The sequence below is a fragment of the Streptomyces sp. NPDC001980 genome, assembly GCF_040296885.1.
GTDB lineage: Bacteria > Actinomycetota > Actinomycetes > Streptomycetales > Streptomycetaceae > Streptomyces.
Genome location: NZ_JBEOYD010000039.1, coordinates 58,221 through 76,796 on the forward strand (window position 1 = coordinate 58,221; position 18,576 = coordinate 76,796).

Sequence of the window (18,576 nt, forward strand, 5' to 3'; positions counted from 1 at the left end):
CTGCCTACTTACCCTTCTCTTAATTCTTCATATAAGAAATCCAGACTTATGTCTCGAAAGGGGTCAGAACCGGCCGGATCCCCGGTACAACTCCAGCTCCCCGTCCAGTTCCACGGCGAGGACGGTGGCGTGCGGGTCGAGATCGGCCGCGGCCGGCGGGTCGATCCACAGCACGCCGACCGCGTCGTGCAGCCCGCCGGTGACCCGGTGGCCGAGTTCGGTGCCGGTGCCAAGGACGGTGACCCTGTTCACCTTGGTCGCCAGCCCCCGGACGCCGGTCTCGGCGCGCGGGGCGTCGAAGAGGGTGAGGTAGAGGGTGCGCCGGTCGGCGGAGAGGGTGCTCGGGCCGTAGTGGTGCCCGGCCGGCAGGCCCCGCCCTGTCCCGTACACCGCCTCCGCGTGCCGGCGGATCCACTCCCCCAGCCCCTCAAGACGCTCCACCTGCGGCTGCGGGATGGTGCCGTCCTCCATGGGACCGACGTCCAGCAGCAGGTTGCCGCCGCCCCCGATGGTCTCGGTGAAGTAGCGGATCAGCTGGGCGAGGGACTTGTGGTTGTGGTCGTGGTGCTGGTACCCCCACGAGTCGTTGATCGTCAGGCACAGCTCCCAGGGGCCGTCCGGCGGCACGACGGGGGCGCCCTGCTCGGGGGTCGCGTAGTCCCCCTCGCCGAGCATGCGCGCGTTGAACACGACGTGCGGGACGTACGACCGGATCAGCGCGGCGAGTTCGGGGATCCGCCACTGCTCCTCGCTGCGGTCCCACTCCCCGTCGAACCACATCAGGTCCGGCCGGAATCGGGAGGCCAACTCCGTCATCTGGCCGTCCCGGTAGGCGATGAAGCGTTCCCAGGCCGCCAGGTCCTCGTCCTCGGCCGCCACCTCCGAGTACCGGTTGTCCTCCAGCTCCGGCGGGCGGCCCGGCTTGCGGGTGGAGGCGTAGTCGGGGTGGTTCCAGTCGGAGTGCGAGTAGTAGAGGCCGACCTTGAGGCCGTTCTCGCGCAGGGCCTCGGCGTACGGCCCGAGGTAGTCCCTGCCGAGGTTGAGGTCGCCGTACGCGGTGTCCCAGAGGGCCACACCGTCGTGGTGCCGGCTGGTGAGTACGGCGTACCTGGCGCCGGCGCGGGCGAACAGGTCCGCCCACGCCTTCGGGTCGTAGTGGGCGCCGGTGAAGCGGTGCAGCTGGGACATGTACTGCTCGTGCGGCACGACGTCGTCGTAGAAGGACCAGGACTCCTGGACCCCGTCCACGGCGTAGATGCCCCAGTGCACGAAGATCCCCAGCTTGGCGTCGGTGAACCAGGGTTGCATGGCCATCCGGTCAGCTCCTGCGCAGGCGGAGGGTGAGGATCTGGAAGGGGCGCAGCGCGACGGAGACGGTGTCACCGTCGGTGGAGGCGTCCTCCAGGGGGCGCTCAAGCAGGTCGGTCACCTGGGCGCCGGCCAGCGGGAAACCGGTGCGCAGGACGCCCTGGGCGCGGCCGCCCCGGGACTCGTAGAGGCGGACCACGACATCGCCGGAGGCGTCGTCGGCGAGCTTGACCGCCTCGACGGTCACGCCCTCGCCGTCCACCGAGACGACCGGCTGCGGCTCGCCCGCCGCGTCGGCCACCCGCAGCGGGAGGTTGAGGGCGTAGCCCTCGGCGACGGCGTCCCCGATGGTGGCGCCGGGCAGCAGGGAGTAGGTGATGCGGTGGCGGCCCTGGTCTGCGCCCGGGTCCGGGACGCGGGGGGCGCGCACCAGGGAGAGGCGGACCGTGGTGGTCGTACCGCCGTCCTCGCGGACCGTGCGGGAGACGTCGTGGCCGTACGTCGAGTCGTTGACGACGGCGACGCCGTAGCCGGGCTCTCCGATGTGCACCCAGCGGTGGCCGGAGACCTCGAAGCGGGCCGCCTCCCAGGTGGTGTTGGTGTGCGTGGGCCGCTGCACGTGCCCGAACTGGATCTCGGCGGAGGAGTGCGCGGCACGGATGTCCACCGGGAAGCCGGCCTTGAGGAACTTCTCGGCCTCGTGCCAGTCGATGTCCGTCTCGAAGTCGATCCGGGGGCTGCCGGCGCGGACGGTGACCGTCTGGGTGATCGTCGAGCCGTTGCCGAACGGACGCGTGACGCGGACCGAGCCGAGCAGCGGGTCCGCGTCGACGACCGTGATCTCCGAGGGGTCGAGCAGGTCGGTGTAGCGGTTCTTGTAGTGCTTGTCGACGTCCCAGGCGTCCCAGTAGTTGGGGAGGTCGGTGTGCAGGCGGAGCAGGTTGCCCTGGCCGGCGAGGACCTCGCGGTTCGCCCGGTGGTCGTACACGGACGACAGGGTGCCGTCCGCGGCGATCTCCACCCGGACCAGTCCGTTGTCGATGACCCGGCCGTCGACCGTCACCGGCTGCGGGGCCTCGGCGGCGCCCGTCAGCGGTGCGCTGCCGCTCGCCGGGACCTCGACGTACACGGGCGTGCCGGTGCCGTCCCTGACGACCTCGGCGCGGTCGTAGGGGCTGGTGTTGAAGACCCGGGCCGTGCCGCCGCCCAGCGCGGTGACCGCCTCGGCGGTCAGCGCCTCCAGCTCCGCGGCGACTCGGGCGTACTCGGCCTCGGCCTCGCGGTGCACCCAGGCGATCGAGGAGCCGGGCAGGATGTCGTGGAACTGGTGGAGCAGGACCGTCTTCCAGAGCCGGTCGAGCTTCTCGTGCGGGTAGCGGTAGCCGGGCGCGTGCAGCGCGGCCGTCGTGGCCCACAGCTCGGCCTCGCGCAGCTTGTGCTCGCTGCGCCGGTTGCCCTGCTTGGTGCGGGCCTGCGAGGTGTAGGTGGCGCGGTGCAGCTCCAGGTAGAGCTCGCCGACCCAGACCGGCGCATCCTCGTACTCGGCGCGGGCCTTGGCGAAGAACGCGTCCGGGTGCTCGACCTCGACCCGCGGGGAGCCCTCCAGGTCCTTCAAGCGGCGGGCCCGCTCCATGATCTCGCGGGTGGGGCCGCCACCGCCGTCGCCCCAGCCGAAGGGGGCGAGGGAGCGCGTCGCCCCGCCCTTCTCGGCGTAGTTGCGGACCGCGCGGGACATCTCCTCGCCGCTGAAGCGGGCGTTGTAGGTGTCGACGGGCGGGAAGTGCGTGAAGATGCGGGTGCCGTCGATGCCCTCCCACCAGAAGGTGTGGTGGGGGAACTTGTTGGTCTGATTCCAGGAGATCTTCTGGGTGAGGAACCACTCGTTGCCGGCGAGCTTGGCGATCTGCGGGTAGGCCGCGTTGTAGCCGAAGGAGTCCGGCAGCCACACGCCCTTGGTCTCGACCCCGAAGTGCTCCATGAAGAACCGCTTGCCGTGGACGAACTGGCGGGCGACCGCCTCGCCGCCCGGCAGGTTGCCGTCGGACTCCACCCACATGCCGCCGACCGGCGCCCACTGGCCCTTCTTGACCGACTCCTGGATCCGGGCCCAGACCTGCGGGTAGTTGTCGCGCACCCACTCGTACTGCTGGGCCTGCGAGCAGGCGAAGATGAACTCCTCGTACTCCTCGGCAAGGGAGGTGACGTTGGAGAAGGTGCGGGACGTCTTGCGCTTGGTCTCGCGGATCGGCCAGAGCCAGGCCGAGTCGATGTGCGCGTGGCCGACGCCGGAGATGCGGTGGGCACTGGCGTGCGCGGGCTTCGACAGTGCGGGCTTCAGGGCCTCGCGCACGGCGGCGGCCGAGCCGGAGATGTCGTCCAGGTCGAGCAGGTCCATCGCGTGGTCGAGGGCGTGCGCGATCTCGTGCCGGCGCGGGTCGTGCTCGCCCAGCTCCAGCATCAGCTCGCGCAGCACCTGGATGTCCAGATCGAGGTGCCAGACGTCCTCGTCGAGGACGGCGATGTCGGCGCGCTTGAAGGTGTAGAGCGGCTTGTCGCCGGCCGTCAGCACGTCGCCGAGCGGGGTCGGCGCCGCGAAGTCGTTGGCGAGGATGTCGGGGTTGGAGGCGGCCTCGACCAGGTAGTCGATCACCTCGCCGCCGGTCGCCGGGTTCGCGATCCGCACGTACTGGTTGAGCGGGTTGACCGCCTTCAGCGGGGTCCCGTCGGTCAGGTGGACCAGGGCCTCGGCCTGGTTGCCCGGCCAGTCGCCGACGAAGCCGAGGTCGATGACGGCCTCGACGCGGCGGCCCGCGAACGCCTCGGGCACCTGGCCGCGCATCCGGAACCAGGTGGTGCCCCAGGGCGGGCCCCACGGGGTGTCCATGGCGAACGGCTCGTACGCGGCGGCCGCGGCCTCCTCGAAGGGCACCGGCTCCCCGGGGGCCTGCCAGGCGGACACCTCGAAGGGGACGGTGGCCGCATGGATCGCGGGCTTGATGCGCTGGTTCTGGAGACGCTCTACGCGCTCCTCGATCCGGCGGCGTTCGTCGTGCATGGGAAGTCTCCAGAAGAGGTTTGGAAAGCGCTTTCCGAGCGGCTGGTTACTTAAGATACGCGAGGCCCGGGTGGACCTCGGAGTACCCCTCCACCAGCCGGCGGGCGACGTTCACCGAGTCGACCAGCGGGTGCAGCGCGAACGCTTTCACCGCGGTCGTACGGGAGCCGGAGTCGGCGGCGGCGAGCACCTCGCGTTCGACCGCCTTGACCGCGCAGACGAGGCCGGTGGCGTGGTCGGGCAGCGGGGCGACGGCGACCGGGTGGGCGCCGTTGGCGTCGACCAGGCAGGGCACCTCGATGACGGCCTCGCCGTCGAGGACCGAGAGGGTCCCGCGGTTGCGGACGTTGAGGATCAGGGTGGTGCGCTCGTCGCGGGCGATGGCCCGCATCAGGGCCAGGGCGACCTTCTCGTAGCCGCCGGAGAGGTCGTCGGCGTCGCGTTCGCCGGCGCCGGCCGTCTCCCGGTTCTCCGACATGTAGGTGGCCTCGCGCTCGGCGCGGGTGCGGTCCCAGACGTCCAGGGCTCTGGCACCCGGGTCGGTGACCGCCTCGTAGAAGTGCGCCTGCTGGTCGCGCAGGAAGGCGCCGCGGGTCTTCTCGGCCTGCTGGTAGGAGCGGACGGCCTCGCGGTTGAAGTAGTAGTAGTGCAGGTACTCGTTGGGGATGGCGCCGAGGGACTGGAGCCAGTCGACGCCGAAGAGCTTGCCCTCCTCGAAGGAGCCGAGCAGGTCGGGGTCGGCGAGCAGGCGCGGGAGCTCGTCGCGGCCCGCGATGTGCAGGCCGCGGACCCAGCCGAGGTGGTTGAGGCCGACGTAGTCGATCCAGGCCTCGCGCGGGTTCGCCGCGCCGAGCACCCGGGCGATCCGGCGGCCGAGGCCGACCGGGGAGTCGCAGATGCCGATGACGCGGTCGCCGAGGTGCCGGGACATGGCCTCGGTGACCAGGCCCGCGGGGTTGGTGAAGTTGATGACCCAGGCGTCCGGGGCGAGCCGGGCGACCCGCCGGGCGATGTCCACGGCGACGGGCACGGTCCGCAGGCCGTAGGCGATGCCGCCCGCGCCGACCGTCTCCTGGCCGAGGACGCCCTCGGCCAGGGCCACCCGCTCGTCGTCCGCCCTGCCCTCCAGGCCGCCGACCCGGATCGCCGAGAAGACGAAGTCGGCGCCGGTGAGGGCCGCGTCCAGGTCGGTCGTGGCGGTCACGGCGGGGGCGTCGGGGACGCCGGCCGCCTGTTCGGCCAGGACCCGGGCGACCGCGGACAGCCGGCCGGCGTCGAGGTCGTGCAGCACGACCTCGGTGACCCGCCCCTCGGCCCGGTCCGTCAGCAGTGCGCCGTACACGAGCGGCACGCGGAACCCGCCGCCGCCCAGAATCGTCAGTTTCACGGTTGAGCCTTTCCTGCCAGGACCACCTCGACACCGGCCTCCTCCAGGGCGGCTCGGGTCGCCGGATCCACCGGCGCGTTGGTCACCACCTTGTCCAGGTCCCCGGGACCGCAGACCTTCGCCATGCCCGTGCCCGGGAACTTGGCGGCATCGGCGAGCAGCACGACCTTGTCGCTCGCCCCGATCATGGCGCGCTTGACCGGCACCTCCACGACCGTCGTGTCCATCACCTGCCCGCCCGGGCGCACCCCGCTGGTCCCGAGGAACAGCCAGTCGGCGTGCAACTGGCGCAGGTTGTCCTCGGTGAGGAACCCGACCAGGGAGCGGTACTCGCGGCGCAGCATGCCGCCGAGCAGCACCAGTTCGATGCCCTCGTCGTCGGCGAGCTCCTCGTAGACCACCAGGTTGCTGGTGATGACGGTGAGGCGGCGGCCGTGCAGTTGGCGGGCGAGCCGGAAGGCGGTGGTGCCGATGTCGAGCAGCACCGACTGGCCGTCCTTGACCAGCGCCGCCGCGCACGCGGCTATCGCGTCCTTCTCGGCCACCCGCACCTCGGCGACCTCGGCGAAGGGCTGGTCGCCCTCGTCGACGACGGCGCCGCCGTGGACACGTGTGAGCAGTCCGTCCTCCTCCAGCTTGACCAGGTCGCGCCGGATGGTGGCCGGACTCACGCTCAGCTGCTCGGAGAGGTCGGTCACAGAGGCGGGGCCACCGGCGCGCAGGGCCCGCAGGATGAGTTGGTGTCGTCGTTCTGCCAGCACGCGGCGAACACTACTCGTCATCTTCAATCAAATCCATGCTCAGTTCTGCTCGGGTATTGACCAATCTCTCCGAGCAGCGCACGATTCCCGTCATCGAAAATGACGAGTTTTGACGAGAGGCTGCGCACGTGGACGACGACAGGCCCGATGTGCTGCTGACCGGACTGCTCTTCTACGACCTCGTCCTCACGGGGCTGGGCAAGCCGCCGACACCGGGCGAGGAGATCTGGACGGCCGGTATGGGCTGCGGCCCGGGCGGCATCGCGAACCTCGCGGTGGCCGCGTCCCGCTTCGGCCTGCGCACCTCGCTGGCCACGGTCTTCGGGGACGACTTCTACGGTGAGTACTGCCGGGACGTCCTGTGCGACCAGGAGGACATCGACCTCTCGCTCTCCCGCACCGCGGACGGCTGGCCCACCCCCGTCACCGTCTCGCTCGCCGCCGGCCACGACCGGGCCCTCGTCACCCACGGCCAGGAACCCCCGTACTCGCAGGACGCGCTGATGGGCGACCCGCCCGAGGCGCGCACCGCGCTCGTGCACATCGAGGCCGAGCCGCGCGAGTGGATCGCCAAGGCCGCCGCGAACGGCACCCACGTCTACGCCGACGTCGGCTGGGACCCCACCCAGGAGTGGTCCCACGACCTCCTCGACCAGCTCGCCCTGTGTCACGCCTTCCTCCCGAACGAGTCCGAGGCGATGGCCTACACCCGTACCGACAGCGCGGTCGCGGCCCTCGGCACGCTCGCGGAGCTGGTGCCGGTGGCGGTCGTCACCCGGGGCGGGGACGGAGCGGTTGCCGTCGACCAGACCACCGGCGAGTACGCCGAGGTCCCGGCCCTCGACGTCGACGTCCTGGACGCCACCGGTGCCGGGGACGTCTTCGGGGCGAGCTTCGTCACCGCCTCCCTCGGCGGCTGGCCGCTGGCCGAGCGGCTGCGGTTCGCCGTCCTCGCGGCCGGCCTGTCGGTCCAGCACCACGGCGGCGCCCTCGCGGCCCCCGGCTGGTACGGCGTCGACCGCTGGTGGCGCTCGCTGACCGATCCCGAACTGAAGAAGACCTACGGCTTCCTCGCCGACCGTCTGCCGGCGGACGTGGGCCCCCCGGTGCACCACGCCCCGGTCACCCCGCCCGCCCGGCACCACTGACCCGCACCCGCCCGCAGCCCGACGTCCCACAGCCCCACAGCCCCACAGCCCCACAGCCCCACAGCCCCACAGCCCCCACGATCCACAGCACCGACGCCCCTCAGTACCACGAACAGGAACAACAGGAGTGACCCGTGGACCTTTCACGTAGAGGCTTCCTCCAGGCCGCCGCACTCACCGCGGCCGCGTCCGGCCTGACCGTCGCATGCGGCGGCTCCGGATCGGGCGGTACCAAGAACGGCAAGAACCTCACCCTGTGGTACTGGGGCGGTGCGCTCAGCGACAAGGTGGTCGCGGAGGCGAAAACCCACTTCAGCGGTTCGGTCAAGCTGACCGCCTCGTCCATCGGCGGCGACTTCAAGCAGAAGCTCACCACCACCCTCGCCGCGGGCGGCTCCTCCGTGCCCGACATCACCGGCATCAAGGGCGAGGACATGGCGTCCTTCCTGCCCAACGCCTCCCGCTTCCTCGACCTGAACGACCTCGGCTTCAAGAAGCTCTCCTCCCAGTACCTGGGCTGGAAGACCAAGCTCGCCCAGACCAGCGACGGCAAGCAGATCGGCTTCCCGATCGACATCGGCCCCACCGCGCTCTTCTACCGCGAGGACCTGTTCGCCAAGGCCGGCGTGGCCACCGACCCCGACAAGGTCGCCGCCCTGGTCACGACCTGGGACGACTACTTCACGCTCGGCACCGAGCTGCAGAAGAAGAACCCCGGCACCTACCTGGTCAACAACATCAGCTCCGTCTTCAACGTCGCGGTCGGGCAGGGCACCCAGCGGTTCATCGACAAGAACAACCACTTCATCGGCGACCAGGACCACATCCGCAGCGCGTGGACCACGGCCGTCCGCCCCTACACCCTGGGCATCGACGCCAAGATCAACGACAACAGCTGGAACGCCGCCGTCGGCAAGAACCTGCTCACCGAGCTCGGCGCGGCCTGGCACGCGCTGGACATCGAGCAGGCCGCGCCGCAGACCAAGGGCAAGTGGCGGGTCTGCGCGAACCCGGTCGGACCGGCCAACCAGGGCGGCTCCTACCTGGCCCTGCCCAAGCAGTGCCGCAACCCCGAGGAAGCCTTCAAGATCATCAGCTGGATCCTCAGCCCCGCCAACGACGCCCGCGGCTTCACCGACGCCGCCATCTTCCCGGCCGCCCCGGCCGCGTACGCCATGCCGGCCATGACGGGCCCGGACGCCTTCTTCGGCGGGCAGAAGATCATCGAGGTCTTCGGCCCGGCCGCCAAGGCCATACCGGACAGCTACGAGGCACCGGCCGACGCCGCCGTCATGGCCCCGTACATGACGGAGCTGACCAACATCGAGGCCAAGGGCAAGAAGCCCGACGACGCCTGGAACGACGCGGTCAGCCAGGCCAAGCAGATCGCCCGGCGGCAGGGGGTGAACTGAGGTGACGTCACCTCCGGTCACCGGTCCGGCCGCGGTGCCCGAGCACCGCGGCCGGCCGGGCCCGGCCCGGTTCCGCCCGCGGCGCGCCACGCCCGCCGGCGCCACCGTCCGGCCCAGGCGGCGCGGGCCGCTGTCGTACTGGCGGCAGTACCTGGCGATCTCGCCCTTCTACCTGATCTTCGCCGCTTTCTCCTTCTTCCCGGTCTTCTACTCGCTGTACCTGGCGTTCCAGCGCTGGGACGGCCTCGGCGACATGCAGTTCGTGGGCCTGCAGCAGTTCAGGTTCCTGTGGTCGGACCCGGTCTTCTGGCTGTCGATCCGCAACACCCTGGTGATCTGGGTGCTGTCCACCGTGCCCACCCTCCTGGGCGCCCTGGTGCTGGCGACGCTGCTGCACTCGGTGCGCCGCTTCAAGGGCTTCTACCGGATCGCCCTCTACCTGCCGAACGTCACCTCGATCGTCGCGGTGGCGATCTTCTTCGGCGCGGTGTTCAGCAACAACTTCGGCCTGGTCAACGCGATCCTGGGCACGGTCGGCATCTCACCGGTGCCGTGGCTGAGCAACCCGTGGCTGATCAAGGTGGTCATCTCGCTGCTGATGACCTGGATGTGGACCGGCTACAACATGATCATCTACCTGGCCGGTCTCCAGGCGATCCCGGCCTCGATCTACGAGGCGGCGAAGGTCGACGGTGCCGGCCCGGTCCGCACGTTCTTCCAGATCACCGTCCCGATCATGCGGCCGATCATCCTGTTCACCGTCATCATCTCGACGATCAACGGCCTGCAGAGCTTCAGCGAGCCCCAGGTCCTGTTCGCCAGCAACGCCGCCAACGCGAACCTCGGCGGCCCGGGACAGGCCGGTCTGACCACGCTGCTGTACTTCTACCAGTCGGCCTTCCTCAACAACGACTACGGCTACGGCGCGGCCATCGTGTGGGCCTTCTTCCTGCTGATCATCGTCCTCGTCGCCGTCAACTGGCGCATCACCCAACGAGGGAGGAAGCCGTGACCACAGCCGACCCGACAGCCGCTCCGACGGCCGACCCGACGCGGCCGGCCCCGCGCGCGAGGCGGCTGCGCCGCCCCAAGGGCCTGACCGCGCACATTTTCCTCATGGCGGCCGTCCTGATCTCGGTCTTCCCGTTCCTGTGGACGATCGTGATGGCGACCAACACCACCCAGGACATCTACAAGAGCCCGCCGAAGTTCACCTTCGGCTCCCACCTGCTGGAGAACATCCGGCACGTGCTGAACACCATCGACTTCTTCGGGTCGATGCTCAACACGATCGTCGTCGCGACCGTCACCACCGTCCTGGTCCTGTTCATCGACTCGCTGGCGGCCTTCACCTTCGCCAAGTTCGACTTCCCCGGCCGCAAGGTGCTCTTCGGCACGCTGCTGCTGTTCATGATGCTGCCGCTGCAGCTGGCGATCCTGCCGCAGTTCATCCTCATGTCGAACATCGGCTGGGTCGGCATGCTCAAGGCGCTGATCCCGCCCGCCCTGGCCAACGCCTTCGGCATCTTCTGGCTGCGCCAGTACATCGAGAACGGTGTGCCCGACGAACTCCTGGACGCCGCGCGCATCGACGGCGCCGGGTTCTTCCGCCAGTACTGGAACATCGCGCTGCCGATGATCAGGCCCGCCCTGTCCTTCCTCGCCATCTACGCCTTCGTCGGGGCCTGGAACGACTACGTCTGGCCGCTCATCGTGCTCACCAACCCCGACCACGTGACCCTCCAGGTGGAGCTCGCCCAGCTCAACGTCGGCCACACCACCGACTACAGCATGGTCATGGCCGGTGTGCTGATGGCCTCCCTGCCGCTGGTGCTGGTCTTCGCCATATTCGCCCGCGGCTTCATCGCGGGCGCCACCGAGGGCGCGGTGCAGGGCACCTGACCCGCGCGGGCCGGTCCGGCCCGCGCGGCACGCGCAGGACGCCCGCGCTCCACGCGCGAGACAGAGGAGGGATCCGGTGACGGACACCGGCCGGGACGGCACCGGGCACGGCAGGGTGCTCGTGGTGGGCATGGACGGGCTGCGCCACGACCGGCTGACCCGGCCCTGTGCCCACGCTCCCGTCCTCCACGCCCTCATGGCCGCGGGTGCCCACGGCACCAGCCTGCTGCCCTACGGCGAGGCGGACGGCCAGGCCGACGACGGGCCGTCGACGAGCATGGCCTACACCGACTCCGGCCCCGGCTGGTCGAGCGTGCTGACCGGGGTGTGGCCCGACCGCCACGGGGTCACCGGCAACGACTTCGCCGGCGCCGACTACACCCGTTACCCCGACTTCCTCAGCCGCGCGGCCACCGCCCGTCCCGGTCTGCGCACCGCGGCCGCGGTGTCCTGGCCGGAGCTGGTCCACCGCGGCACCCTCGGCCCCGCCGTCGGCCGGCGGGTCCATTACGACGGCGAGACCGACGGCTACGCGAGCGCGGACGACCTCGTCGCCCGCACCGCCGTCCGCTGGCTCACCGAGCACGACCCGGACCTGCTGTTCGTGTACTTCGGCGCCACCGACGAGGCCGGCCACGCCACCGGCCCGCTCTCCCCCGCCTACGACCACGCCCTCCGCACCCAGGACACCCACCTCGGTCGGCTGCTGGCGGCGATCGACGCCCGGCGCTCCGGCGAGCGGTGGACCGTACTGGTCACCACCGACCACGGGCACCTCGACACCGGCGGCCACGGCGGCGACACGCGTGCCGAACAGGAGGTCTTCGTGATCCTCGCCGAGCCCGGCACGCCCGGCGGCACCCTGCTCGACACCCCCCGCCTCGTCGACATCGCCCCCACCGTCATGGACCGGCTCGGCCTCCCCGTCGACCCGGCCTGGGGCTGGGAAGGACGCGTCCTGCCCAGGCCCGCCCCGTCACCCACGTCAGCAGAAAAGTGAGCCATCCGCCGATGAACGATCCGTCGATCCCCGGGCCCCGGCCCGCCGATCCCCTGATCGCCCTCCGCCCCTGGGAGGCCCCCGAGGTGACCTCCTGGGGACGGCTCCCCATGAACGCCGTCGACCGGCGCGCCGGAGCACTCCCCCTGGACGGCGACTGGCGCTTCCAGTTGCTGTCCGCTCCGGACGCGCCGGTCGGCGGCTCCTGGTCCACGGCGCACGTCCCCGGCGCCTGGACCATGCAGGACACCCCGGATCTGCCCCAGTACACGAACGTCACCATGCCGTTCCGCGAGTTCCCGCCGCACTCCCCCGCCGCCGACCCGACGGGGGTCTACGAGCGTGAGCTGGACGTCCCCGCCGAGTGGGCCGGGCGCCGGATCGTGCTCCAGGTCGGCGCCGCGGAGAGCGTGCTCCTCGTGCACGTCGACGGGCGGCCGGTGGGCGTCTCCAAGGACTCGCACCTGGCGGCCGAGTTCGACCTGACGGAGGTCGTGCGCCCCGGCGGGCGATCGGTCGTCCGGCTCACCGTCGTCAAGTGGTCCGACGCCACGCACATCGAGGACCAGGACCACTGGTGGCACGGCGGGATCACCCGCCCGGTACTGCTCTACGCGACCGACCCGTTCCGGCTCGCGGACGTGACCGTGCGGGCGCGGCGGGACGGCGAGCTGCGCGTGGACTGCCAGGTGCGCAACGCGGCGGGCGACGGGGCGCTGCCCGACGGCTGGTACGTCACCGGGGAACTCGACGGCGAACCGCTCGCGCAGGACGCCGAGTTCGACCGACTCAACACCGAGGACGACCGGGTCTCCGACTTCCTCGGCGAGGCCCGCATCCACGCCACCGTGCCCGACGTGCGCACCTGGAACGCGGAGCAGCCCGAGCTGTACGGGCTGACCGTGCGGCTGCACCGCGCGGACGGCACGGTCGCCGACACGTCGTACCACCGCGTCGGCTTCCGGGACGTCGAGATCGTCGGCCGGGACCTTCTCGTCAACGGCGAGCGGGTCTTCGTCCGGGGCGTGAACCGGCACGACTTCCACCCCCTCACCGGGCGGACGGTGTCGTACGACGACATGCGCGCGGACCTGGTGGTGCTGAAGCGGTTCGGGTTCAACGCGATCCGCACCTCGCACTACCCGAACGACCCGGCCCTGTACGACCTCGCCGACGAACTGGGCTTCTACGTCGTCGACGAGGCGGACATCGAGTCCCACGACCACGCCCACGAGATCGCCGACGACCCGCGCTATCTGAACGCCTTCGTGGACCGGGTCTCGCGGATGGTGCTGCGCGACAAGAACCACCCCTCCGTCATCATCTGGTCGCTGGGCAACGAGTCCGACTACGGGGCGAATCACGACGCGGCGGCGGGCTGGGTGCGGCGGCACGACCCGACCCGGCCGATCCAGTACGAGGGGGCGGCCAAGCGCGGCTGGGCGGACCCGGACGTGGCCTCCGACATCGCCTGCCCGATGTACGCACCGCTGGAGGACTGTGTCGCGCACGCCCTGTCCGGGGAGCAGACCAAGCCGCTGATCCAGTGCGAGTACTCCCACGCGATGGGCAACAGCAACGGCACGCTGGCCGACCACTGGGCCGCCATCGAGTCCACTCCGGGGCTTCAGGGTGGGTTCATCTGGGAGTTCTGGGACCACGGAATTCTCCAGCGGGTGAGCGACGGAAGACCGGTCGGGCGCACGGGCGCCGGACTGTACGACAACGGTGTCGCCGCGCCCGGCCACCGCTGGGCGTACGGCGGCGACTTCGGCGAGGCCCTGCACGACGGGGCGTTCGTCGCGGACGGCATCGTCTTCCCCGACCGCACCCCCAAGCCCGCCATGTACGAGCACCGGGAGATCGCGGCGCCGGTCCGCATCCGGTGCTTCCGGCACGAGGGCATCGTCCTCGCCAACCACCAGCACTTCCGGGGCTTCGACTGGCTGGCGGGCACCTGGGAGCTGGCGCTGGCCGACGGCCGTACCCTGACCGGTCCGGCCGAGCTGCCCGAGCTGTGCCCCGGTGAGACGGCGGCCGTACCGCTGCCGTTCGAGGTGCCGGCGGACGGCGGTGAGGCGTGGCTGACGCTGCGGGTGACGGTCGCCGAGGACCAGGCGTGGGCGCCGGCCGGTACGGAGGTCTGCGCGCCGCAGATCCGGCTCCGGGCGGCGGACCCGCTCGGCCCGCCGGTGCCAGCGGGCCCGGCCGTCGAGGTGGACGGCGAGGGGCTGCTGCTGCACCCGCTGCTGACCGCCGCGCCGGCGCTGTCGCTGTGGCGGGCGCCCACCGACAACGACGAGCTGGGCGGGATGGCGCTGCGCTGGCGCGCCTGGGGCCTGGACCAGCTGGTGCGCAAGGTGGTCTCGGTACGCCGCAGCGGCGCCCGGGTGATCGTGCTCGCGGAGTACGCCGGCACGGTCGGCGTCGTACGGCACCGGCAGGAGTTCACGCCGGTCGAGGGCGGGGTCCGGGTCGACGAGTCGGCCGAGCTGCCCGAGGAGTTCGCGGACGTGGCCAGGGTCGGCTCGGTCTTCGAGACGGTGGCCGGGCTCGACCTGCTGGAGTGGTTCGGTCAGGGTCCCTGGGAGTCGTACCCCGACCGTGCCGCCGGAGCCCCGGTCGGCCATCACTCCCTCCCGGTGGACGAGTTGTTCACCCCGTATCTGCGGCCCCAGGAGAGCGGCGGCCGGCACGGCGTACGGCGGTTCACGCTGTCGGCGCCGGACGCCACCGGACTCGCGGTCGAGCTGGACGAGCCCCGCCAGGTCTCCGTCAGCCGCTACCGCGCCGAGGACCTCACCGCCGTCGCGCACCACGACGAACTCGTGCCGCGGGCCGGCTGTGTGGTCCACATCGACGCCGCGCACCGGGGCCTCGGTACGGCGTCGTGCGGCCCCGACACCTTCCCCTCCTACCTCGTCGCACCGGGCGTCCACCGCTGGAGCTGGACCCTGCGCGTCCTCTGAGAACCGTCTGCCGAGATCCGTCTGCCGAGATCCCCCCACGCCCTTCGCCGTCACTTCCGCTTACTCACGGAGCACACGTGTGTACTTCGCATGACCACCCTCAGGGCGAGGCCGCGCAGGCCGGAGCCGGACGCCGCAGCTTCCTCCGGGCGACCGCGCTGCTCGGCGCCGCCGCCACCGCCGGGGTTGCGCTGCCCACCGTCGCCGAGGCGTCGTCCTCCGGTTCCGGCCGGCGGCCCGACCCGGAGAGCCGGCGCTTCACCCTCGCGGTGATGCCCGACACCCAGTACCTCTTCGACGGGCCGAGCATCAACCCGGCGCCCATCGAGGCCTCGCTGCGCTACCTGCTGGAGCACGGCGGCGAATCGGACGACAACATCGTCTTCCTGTCCCACCTCGGCGACCTCACCCAGAACGGGGCGACGGAGGAGTTCGCCGCGATCAGCAAGGCGTTCGAGATCCTCGACCGGCGCGGGGTCGGCTACAGCGTGCTGGCGGGCAACCACGACATCAGGTCGTCCACGGACGACCAGCGCGGTGCCTCACCGTACCTGGACGCCTTCGGTCCGCAGCGCTTCGAGGACAAGCCTACGTTCGGCGGGGCCTCCGCGGACGGCTACAACACATACCACCTGTTCAGGGCGGCCGGGCGCGAGTGGCTCGTGCTGGCGCTGGACTGGCGACTGTCGGCCAAGGGGTACGCCTGGGCGAAGGACGTCATCGCCGCGCACCCGAAGGCGCCGGTCATCCTCACCACGCACGAACTGGTCGTGGACGACGACGAGTTGTCGTCGTACGGGCAGCAGCTGTGGGACCAGCTGATCAACGAGCACGACCAGATCTTCCTCACGCTCAACGGCCACTTCTGGCCGGCCCGCCGCGCGACCCGCAAGAACGCGGCCGGCAACGACGTGCACCTGCACCTGACGAACTACCAGAACCGGTACTTCGGCGGCGCGGCGATGATCCGCCTCTACCACTTCGACCTGGACCGCGACGTCATCGACGTGGAGACGGTCTCGCCGTGGATCCTCGGCCGGGCCAAGAAGGGCCTGAACGAGCTGGAGCGGCAGGAGATGGAGCTGAGCGGCGACGGGGACCGCTTCTCCGTCGACATCGACTTCGCGGACCGCTTCGAAGGCTTCGCCCCGGTGCCGGTCCGCCCGGCGCGGCCGGCCTCGCAGCTGCTGGTCCGGGGCACCGCCGCCTACTGGCGGTTCGACTCGGCGGTCTCCGGCACGGTCCGTGACCTGTCCGGCAACGGCAACGACCTCACCGTGGTCTCGGTGGGCGGCGGCACCCTCGGCTGGTCGGCCGACCACCACCCGGACCAGCCGGGCCACGGCAGCCTGGAGTTCACCGGCTACAAGTCGCCGCTGAAGGGCGCCTACCTGCGGACCGTCGACGGCGCTCCGCTCAACTCGGCGACCTTCAAGGACGGTTACACCATCGAGGCGTTCTACCGGCTGCCCGCCGACTGGAACTCCTCGCACAACGCCTGGGCCGGACTGGTCAGCCGCACCGGCCGCAACGGCTCCGTCGGCGCCGTCACCGACGACCCGGACGAGCCGCTCGCCACGCTCTCCCTCTCCGACGGCCCGGGCCCGCAGTGGGCCGTCCACCCGCTCAACCAGCAGCAGCTGGCCACCAACTGGGGCGACGAGACCGACCCGGAGATCTGGTGGCACCTCGCCGTCGTCAACGACGGCAAGCACACCACGATGTACGTGCAGGGCTGCCCGGTGGCCCGCAACCCGCACGCCGCCGCGGTCGGCATCGCCTCGTCCGGGAAGCCGTGGCTGCTCGGCGGCTACGAGTACGCCGACAAGATCGACCAGATCCTGTACGGCCGCCTCGGCGACGTCCGGATCGTCTCCCGGGCCCTGCCCGTCTCCTCCTTCATGACCCACTGACCGGCCCTAGAGACTGAGCGGAAGTGAGTCCTGTTGCCAGCACTCGTGCTCAGCCGTGTGCTCCGAACGGTGTTGGGCACACTGGTCCCCCGCTTTCGCTCCGCATCCGGCACGCACGGATCGTGTCCGTGGTCCAGGCATAGGGGGGCGGGTTTCCTCACGCCCTGGGGCCACCAGTGCGACCTGGACGGTCCGATACCCCTGCTCATCACTCCGGTGAGCAGGGGGCGGTGCCTTCCGTCGTCGGATCGGGTGCCCCAGGGCGCGCCTTCCGATCGCCACCGCTGCCGCGTGGTGGCGAGTGGGCTTCCTGTTCTTGGTCGTGAGGGGCTTCTGCCAGTGCTGGGCTCCCCATTTGGATGTGTAGGCCGGGTCGACAGCGATGACAGGGATGCCGAGTTCGGCCGCCATGCTGACCAACCGGGCCCGCAGCCTGGCTACAGGCAGGCCAGAGATCAACTTGCGGAATTGCTTCCGGCGTCCGTGCTTCTCCCGGGTCTTCTCGGAGGTGAAGTCAAGGTCTTCGACGGCGATCACGAGGCCGTGACGCTTGGCCCAATGCAGCAGTTGGATCAGGGCGTGCCTCACTTGCGCGTCGCGGCGCTGGGTGCTGCCGGTGAGGTCGTAGTCGAAGCGCAGTGGTTGGCCGACGGGGTTGCCGTGTTCGTCGAGACGCCAGGCGGCGAGGTGATCGGCGTTGGTGTCCACCCCGGCCAGGCCCCTGGCACGGGCCGCTTCAAGGGAGATGGTCCGCACGGGCGGCAGGGTCCAAGACGCAGTCAGATACCAGCGGCCCCGCTCGATGTCTTCGTGGATGCGGTAAGCCACCGCCCGGTTCGCTTCGGTGCGGTCGGCCCACTGCTCGCCCCGGTGAGCGAAGCACACGCGCGCGCTGAGCACGTATCGGCCGTGTGGGGCGTTGGCCAAATGCGTCAACGGTGCGGGGAGCTTGACCGATACCTCGCCATCGGGGGAAACACGGATGGTTTCGTTGCCGTGCCGCTTCCCCGACTCTCCATCCGCCTGAAGAAAGCGCCGCCTGGCCTGCCACTCCATGCGCCACCGCTCCTCAGTTACCCCGGCGGCGCCCAGCTGGTGACGGGTGTTGAACAGTCGTCTGCCGCCGCGCACCACGTGCACGACTCCCGCTTGCCAGTCGACTCGCGCAGCCCGGAGCCGGTCCTCAAGAACTTGCAGACGGCGGGATTTCGTGAACCATTCCGCCCGGCTGCGGTAGCCGCCAGGCCTGTGTTTGGAACCCGTCTCTCCCACTGGCAGGGACAGTCGGTGCCTGATTGTCCTGACCCCGGCTTCCAATCCGTTGATGTGGCCGAGCTGCCCACGCCGGGCCAGCGCCCACTGGTCATGGCTGCCCTTGGTGATCGCCCCGGCCCAGCGAGAGGAGGACTCCCCGGTCAGCGCACGCTTGCGGCCCGCCCAGGCGTCGAAGTCATGGTCCAGCCCGGCGGTGCACCGCGCTTTCAGATCGCGGGAGGCCAGCGCCCCGAGATGGTCCCCAACCAGGCGCAGGACCTTCTCGTCTCCGGTACTCAGGCCCTTGAGCCGGTCGCGGACGGACGTCCCCAAGGGGCCGGGCACCACGAACGGCGCCGCAACCTCCCGCAGTCCGCCCACCCTTGTACCCCCGGTCCGATGCCGCACAAATCTGCCACCACGACCAACGACCACCGCCGGAGAAGGTCACAGATTCGAGGCAAGAG

12 protein-coding genes are annotated in these 18,576 nt (G+C 70.8%); 7 read left to right on the plus strand and 5 right to left on the minus strand.

The features are described 5' to 3' along the window. Nucleotides 1-63: 63 nt before the first annotated feature. The 4 genes from ABT137_RS40055 to ABT137_RS40070 are packed head-to-tail and all read right to left on the minus strand — an operon-like array spanning nt 64 to nt 6,511. Entirely contained in the window at nt 64-1,314 is a 1,251-nt protein-coding gene (locus tag ABT137_RS40055) for an alpha-L-fucosidase (protein ID WP_351716710.1), read from the minus strand. Nucleotides 1,315-1,318: 4 nt separating this feature from the next. Beyond that, nucleotides 1,319-4,363, minus strand: a complete 3,045-nt coding sequence (locus tag ABT137_RS40060) for an alpha-mannosidase (RefSeq protein WP_351716711.1) — start codon at nt 4,361-4,363, stop codon at nt 1,319-1,321. A gap of 46 nt (nt 4,364-4,409) precedes the next feature. Next, a complete protein-coding gene (locus ABT137_RS40065; protein WP_351716713.1) occupies nt 4,410-5,750 on the minus strand; it encodes a 6-phospho-beta-glucosidase in 1,341 nt (446 codons plus the stop codon). Beyond that, nucleotides 5,747-6,511, minus strand: a complete 765-nt coding sequence (locus tag ABT137_RS40070) for a DeoR/GlpR family DNA-binding transcription regulator (protein WP_351716715.1) — start codon at nt 6,509-6,511, stop codon at nt 5,747-5,749. The genes ABT137_RS40065 and ABT137_RS40070 overlap by 4 nt, the downstream gene beginning before the upstream one ends. 128 nt (nt 6,512-6,639) lie before the next feature. Here ABT137_RS40070 and ABT137_RS40075 point away from each other — a divergent pair, with 128 nt between their 5' ends. The 7 genes from ABT137_RS40075 (at nt 6,640) to ABT137_RS40105 (ending at nt 16,855) form a co-directional block, all read left to right on the plus strand. Continuing rightward, nucleotides 6,640-7,659, plus strand: a complete 1,020-nt coding sequence (locus ABT137_RS40075; RefSeq protein WP_351716717.1) for a carbohydrate kinase family protein — start codon at nt 6,640-6,642, stop codon at nt 7,657-7,659. A gap of 134 nt (nt 7,660-7,793) precedes the next feature. Further along, a complete protein-coding gene (locus tag ABT137_RS40080) occupies nt 7,794-9,071 on the plus strand; it encodes an ABC transporter substrate-binding protein (protein WP_351716719.1) in 1,278 nt (425 codons plus the stop codon). Between the two features lie 34 nt (nt 9,072-9,105). Next, nucleotides 9,106-10,083: a carbohydrate ABC transporter permease gene (locus ABT137_RS40085; protein WP_502984653.1), complete on the plus strand. Its 978-nt coding sequence runs from the start codon at nt 9,106-9,108 to the stop codon at nt 10,081-10,083. A 104-nt stretch (nt 10,084-10,187) separates the two neighbouring features. Further along, nucleotides 10,188-10,973 carry a carbohydrate ABC transporter permease gene (locus tag ABT137_RS40090; protein WP_351716774.1) on the plus strand — a complete coding sequence of 262 codons (786 nt, stop codon included), beginning with the start codon at nt 10,188-10,190 and terminating at the stop codon, nt 10,971-10,973. 76 nt (nt 10,974-11,049) lie between these two features. Then, nucleotides 11,050-11,973, plus strand: coding sequence for an alkaline phosphatase family protein (locus tag ABT137_RS40095; RefSeq protein ID WP_351716721.1), 924 nt, complete (start codon nt 11,050-11,052; stop codon nt 11,971-11,973). Between the two features lie 11 nt (nt 11,974-11,984). Further along, nucleotides 11,985-14,942, plus strand: a complete 2,958-nt coding sequence (locus ABT137_RS40100; protein ID WP_351716723.1) for a glycoside hydrolase family 2 TIM barrel-domain containing protein — start codon at nt 11,985-11,987, stop codon at nt 14,940-14,942. A gap of 77 nt (nt 14,943-15,019) precedes the next feature. Next, nucleotides 15,020-16,855: a LamG-like jellyroll fold domain-containing protein gene (locus tag ABT137_RS40105; protein ID WP_351716725.1), complete on the plus strand. Its 1,836-nt coding sequence runs from the start codon at nt 15,020-15,022 to the stop codon at nt 16,853-16,855. A 6-nt stretch (nt 16,856-16,861) separates the two neighbouring features. Here ABT137_RS40105 and ABT137_RS40110 read toward each other — a convergent pair whose 3' ends face one another. Further along, entirely contained in the window at nt 16,862-18,490 is a 1,629-nt protein-coding gene (locus tag ABT137_RS40110) for an IS200/IS605 family accessory protein TnpB-related protein (protein WP_351716727.1), read from the minus strand. Nucleotides 18,491-18,576 lie beyond the last annotated feature (86 nt).